Genomic DNA, 3,816 nt, shown 5'->3' with positions numbered 1-3,816 from the left:
CGCCTGGTCTGCTCGCCGCGCCGTGATCGCCGCAGCGCATGTCGTTTCCGTCTCCGCCGCGCGCCTGGAAGACCGTAGACTTCCCGCTTTCAACGGGGATCTCGAACATGCGTCTTTTCGGTCGTTTCGTGCTTGCCGCTTCCGTCGCCCTCACCCTTGCCACTGGTGCCGCCTCCGCCCAGGACAAAAAACTCAGGATCGGTACCGAGGGCGCCTATCCGCCCTTCAACTACGCCAGTGCCGACGGCACGCTGGGCGGCTTCGACATCGAGCTGGGGAAGGCGCTGTGTGCTGAGATGAAGGCCGAGTGTGAGTTCAGCGTGCAGGATTTCGATGGCTCGATCCCGGCGCTGCAGGCCGGCAAGTTCGACGCGATCATCAACATCACCATCACACCCGAGCGGGCCGAGAAGGTCGAGTTCACCCACAAATACTACCAGACGCCGCCGGCTATCGCCGTGCCCAAGGATTCGACCATCGCGGGCACGTCGCCCGATGATCTGAAAGGCAAGGCGCTCGGCGTGCAGACCGCGACCATCCACCAGAAATTCGCCGACCAGAAATATGCAGGCTCGACGGTCAAAGCCTATCCGACGGGCGACGATGCCCGCACCGACATGGCCAATGGCCGCCTCGACGCGATGATGGACGGCTCGATCATCCTGACCGAGTGGTTGAAGAAGCCAGACGGCGCCTGCTGCAAGCTGCTCGGCACGCTGACCGCCGATCCGGCCATTCACGGCCCTGGCGTCGGCATCGCGCTGCAAAAGGGCAATAAGGAACTGGCCGACAAGCTCAATGCGGCCATCGACGCGCTGCGCGCCAATGGCAAGTACAAGGAAATCAACGACAAGTACTTCTCCTTCGACGTCTACGGCAGCTGAGACGACAACATGCCTTCCGGCAGCGCCGGCTGGCGCTGCCGTTTTTCTTGAATGATGGAGACTTCCTTGGCTGAGCGGCGTTCCCCTTTCTACAGCAGCATCGTCGGGCTGGGCGCGACCATGGGTCGTGTCGGGGGCGATTTCATCTCCGCTAAAACCTATTCCGGCATTGCCGACGAGCATCTGAACACCCGCAAAAATGTCGGCGTGCAGGATCTCAGCACCATGGGCAAGATGGACATCAAGGGGCCGGACGCCGAGGCGCTGGTCAACCATGTCATCGTCAATAATGCCGCTGCCATGAAACCGGGCCAGGTCCGCTATTCCACGGTCTGCCGCGAGGATGGCGGCATCATGGACGACCTCACCGTGTTTCGGTTGGGTCCGGAGCACTTCATGCTGGTAACCGGCTCGGTCAACCGCCTGAAGATGCTGCCCTGGCTGTTGCATCACGCGCAGGGTCGCAAGGCCTATGTCACCGACATAACCGCAGCCATCGCCTTCCCGACCATCCAGGGCCCGCGCTCGCGCGAACTGTTGAAGGCGATGATCTCGGATGCCGATCTGGACGGGCTGAAACGCTGGTCGTTCACGTCAGGCCACATCAACGGCACGCGGGTGCTGATCTCGCGCACCGGGGTCACCGGCGAGCTCGGCTTCGAGCTGTTCGTGCCGGCCGACGAGGCCGCTTCGGTCTGGGACGCGCTGATGCGGACCGGCCGGGACTTTGGCCTGAAACCCTATGGCGTGCTGGCAATGTTCACGCTGGGCCTGGAAAAGGCCTATCCGGCGCACGGCATCGACATGGACGAGAGCCGCACCCCGTTCCATGTCGGCCTCGACCGCTGGATCAAGTTCGACAAGGGCGATTTCGTCGGCCGGCAAGCGTTGCTCAAGGTCCGCGACAAGGGCCTCGACGAGCAATGGGTCGGCCTGATCCTCGACGGCGACACGCCGGCCGCCACCGATGCCAGGGTCCTGGCCGATGGCGAGGACGCCGGCATCGTCACCTACAGCGATCACGGCTATTCCCTGGGCAAGGTGCTGGCCACGGCGCACCTGCGGCTGCCTTTCACCGCGATTGGCACCGAACTCAGCATAGACATCGATGGCAGGCCGAGCCGGGCGGTCGTGGCGCCGATACCGTTCTTCGATCCCGAGGGGGGGAGGTTGCGCGGCTAACTGGGCTTACCCTGGAAATCATTTTGGTCTCTCCTCAATGGTTATGATATTGTCTCGAAATGAAGTCTCCTAGCTCACGAGCCAGCCGTTCAGCCAAGACCGGCCAGTTCGTGCTGACCAGCGAGCGCGGCGAGAAAATCAGCGCCGTGGAAGGCATGACCTTATCGCCTCGCATGGCGAAATTACTCGCCCTAGGCGTACGACACGGACTGTCCGGTGATGAGCGGCGTTCGCTCATCAAGGAAGAAATCCGCAAGAAGAAATAGACGTTGGTCTACGCCGCTGAGTTCGATCCGCTGTGCTACCCCGGCACGACGGTGCTCATTAACCTGTTGGACATCCGCGACCAGGCTGAGCTTGATGAAGTCGAGCTCGCGCTGTTCCTGACTCGCGCTGACGAGCCATTGCCGGCAGGCGAACTCGACTACCGTCACTATCTCGGCCTGCACCGGCACCTGTTCCAGGATGTGTGGCTGGGCCGGTCAGCCGCGCACCATCCGCATCGGCAAGGCCGGCAATTGGTTCTGCTATCCCGAACACATCGCCACCGAGATGGCGCGGGTCTTTCGCGAACTCGGCAATCCCGACCGCTTAGCTCATCTCGACGGCACCAGCTTTGCGAAGCATCTGGCGCACATCGTCGCGGAGATCAACGCCGTGCATCCGTTTCGCGAAGGCAACGGCCGAACCCAGCTCACCTTCCTTGCGATGCTCGCCGAGCACGCGGGCCTGACATTCAATGACGACATCCTTGACGGGATCGCGTCATTCAAGCCATGATCGACAGTTTCAGCGGTTCAGAAGCGTCATTGCAAGCACTGATAGAAGATATCATCGCCTAGTTCGTCGGCCTAACAATCACCCCCGTCTATCCAGCCTCGCCACCAACCGATCCCCCACCCATTGGATGCCGCAGACCAGGATGATCAGCACGATGACCACTGCGATCATCACCGACGTCTCAAAACGCTGGTAGCCGTAGCGGATGGCGAGGTCGCCGAGGCCGCCGGCGCCGATCGCGCCGGCCATGGCTGACGCACCGATCAGCGTCACCAGCGTCACCGTGAAGCCGGCGACGATGCCGGGCAGGGCTTCTGGCACCAGCACCTCGCGGATGATCGTCCAGCGGTTGCCGCCCATGGCGCGCGCCGCCTCGATCAGCCCGCGATCGACTTCGCGCAGCGACACTTCGGCGATGCGCGCATAATAGGGCGTGGCGGCGATCGACAGCGGCACGATGGCTGCCCATGTGCCGATCGAGGTGCCGACGATCAGCCGCGTCACCGGGATCAGCGCCACCAGAAGGATGATGAAGGGCACCGAGCGGAAACCGTTGATGATGGCGCCGAGCGCCCGGTTCACCCAAAGGCTTTCGGCAATGCCGCCGCGTTCGGTAGCAATCAGCGCCAGGCCGAGCGGCAGGCCGAAGACCAGCGAGATGAGGCCGGAGGCGGCCGTCATCAGCACCGTCTCCCAGATCGAACGCAGCAGAAGTTCAAACAGGATTGGCGACATGGCCAAGCACCTCCACCCGCGCCTGGCGAGCCTTCAGGAATGTGATGATGTCAGCAAGATGATTTGCATCGCTGCCGGGAACCGAAAGGAACAGCGTGCCGACCGGCTGCTGCTGGATATGGTCGATGCCGCCATGGACGAGGCGGAAGGCGCCCGGAACCGCAATCGCAAGGTCGGACAGCAGCGGGCCGCTTGCCGCCTCGCCGGCCACGTAGACGCGCAGGATGGTTTCCGC

General features: G+C 62.8%; 6 protein-coding genes. 3 read left to right on the top strand and 3 right to left on the bottom strand.

The annotated features are described in order from the left end of the window. The first annotated feature begins 107 nt into the window (after nt 1–107). Nucleotides 108–884 carry an ABC transporter substrate-binding protein gene (locus EN969_RS20860; RefSeq protein WP_063170417.1) on the top strand — a complete coding sequence of 259 codons (777 nt, stop codon included), beginning with the start codon at nt 108–110 and terminating at the stop codon, nt 882–884. Nucleotides 885–935: 51 nt separating this feature from the next. Further along, entirely contained in the window at nt 936–2,066 is a 1,131-nt protein-coding gene (locus EN969_RS20855) for an aminomethyltransferase family protein (protein ID WP_063169688.1), read from the top strand. Nucleotides 2,067–2,257: 191 nt separating this feature from the next. Here the strand turns inward: EN969_RS20855 and EN969_RS36120 are convergent, their stop codons facing one another. Continuing rightward, nucleotides 2,258–2,515 carry a hypothetical protein gene (locus EN969_RS36120; RefSeq protein ID WP_244514377.1) on the bottom strand — a complete coding sequence of 86 codons (258 nt, stop codon included), beginning with the start codon at nt 2,513–2,515 and terminating at the stop codon, nt 2,258–2,260. Nucleotides 2,516–2,531: 16 nt separating this feature from the next. Between EN969_RS36120 and EN969_RS36760 the strand changes: the two genes are divergently transcribed. After that, nucleotides 2,532–2,846: a Fic family protein gene (locus EN969_RS36760; protein ID WP_335919019.1), complete on the top strand. Its 315-nt coding sequence runs from the start codon at nt 2,532–2,534 to the stop codon at nt 2,844–2,846. A gap of 78 nt (nt 2,847–2,924) precedes the next feature. On the opposite strand, the gene EN969_RS20840 is transcribed toward EN969_RS36760, so the two are convergent. Both EN969_RS20840 and EN969_RS20835 read right to left on the bottom strand, forming a co-directional pair. Next, nucleotides 2,925–3,581, bottom strand: a complete 657-nt coding sequence (locus EN969_RS20840) for a methionine ABC transporter permease (protein ID WP_027161152.1) — start codon at nt 3,579–3,581, stop codon at nt 2,925–2,927. After that, the coding region (locus EN969_RS20835; protein WP_281060019.1) for an NIL domain-containing protein at nt 3,562–3,816 on the bottom strand (255 nt) is incomplete at its 5' end. The genes EN969_RS20835 and EN969_RS20840, both read right to left, overlap by 20 nt.

Origin of the sequence: Mesorhizobium sp. M7A.F.Ca.CA.003.01.2.1, assembly GCF_003998945.1 — a bacterium.
Classification (GTDB): domain Bacteria; phylum Pseudomonadota; class Alphaproteobacteria; order Rhizobiales; family Rhizobiaceae; genus Mesorhizobium; species Mesorhizobium ciceri.
Note: the sequence above shows the minus strand (reverse complement) of the source record. Positions and strands in the feature narration are given on the sequence as shown.